Source organism: Pantoea sp. Ap-967 (assembly GCF_011752565.1).
Classification (GTDB): Bacteria; Pseudomonadota; Gammaproteobacteria; order Pseudomonadales; family Pseudomonadaceae; genus Aquipseudomonas.
Window position 1 is genome coordinate 1 of record NZ_VWXK01000084.1, and the last position, 843, is coordinate 843.

At 63.1% G+C, this 843-nt stretch carries 1 protein-coding gene; it reads left to right on the forward strand.

The annotated features are described in order from the left end of the window. Positions 1-843, forward strand: an 843-nt coding sequence (locus F3J45_RS29580; protein ID WP_240164751.1) for a thiamine pyrophosphate-dependent enzyme, incomplete at both ends; no start/stop codon positions are given.

Genomic DNA, 843 nt, shown 5'->3' on the forward strand with positions numbered 1-843 from the left:
CCGCCGAGCAAACCGATGCCCTGCCGATCCCACGCAGCCTGCACCGTCGCCCGCTGGCCGAGCACGTGGCCATCGAAGCTGCTGTAGAAAAACTGCAGAAGGCCCGCAGCCCGATCCTGGTGATCGGTGCCGGCGCCAACCGCAAGATGACCGCCAAGGTCCTCAAGCAGCTGATCGACAAGACCGGCATCCCGTTCATCACCACCCAGATGGGTAAAGGTGTTGTGGACGAGCGTCACCCACGCTTCCTGGGTAACGCCGCGCTGTCGTCCGGCGATTTTGTGCACCGTGCGATTGAAGCCGCCGACCTGATCATCAACATCGGCCACGACGTGATCGAGAAGCCGCCGTTCTTCATGGTCCGTGGCGGCACCGAAGTCATCCACATCAGCTTCCGCTCCGCCGAAGTCGATGCCGTGTACTTCCCGCAGGTGGAAGTGATCGGTGACATCGCCAACGCCGTGTGGCAGATCAGCGAAGCGCTGACCGACACCGCGCACTGGGACTTCACCCGCCTGATGGCCATCCGTGAAGCGAACGAAGCGCAGATCGCCGAAGGCGGCGACGACAACCGCTTCCCGGTGTACCCACAGCGCATGGTGGCCGACATCCGTCGCGTACTGCCGTCCGAAGGCATCGTTGCCCTGGACAACGGCATCTACAAGATCTGGTTCGCTCGTAACTACAAGGCGCACAAGCCGAACACCGTGTTGCTCGACAACGCCTTGGCGACCATGGGCGCCGGCCTGCCATCGGCAATGGCGGCGCACCTGGTGCACCCGGATCGCCCAGTGATTTCGGTGTGTGGCGACGGCGGCTTCATGATGAACAGCCAGGAACTGG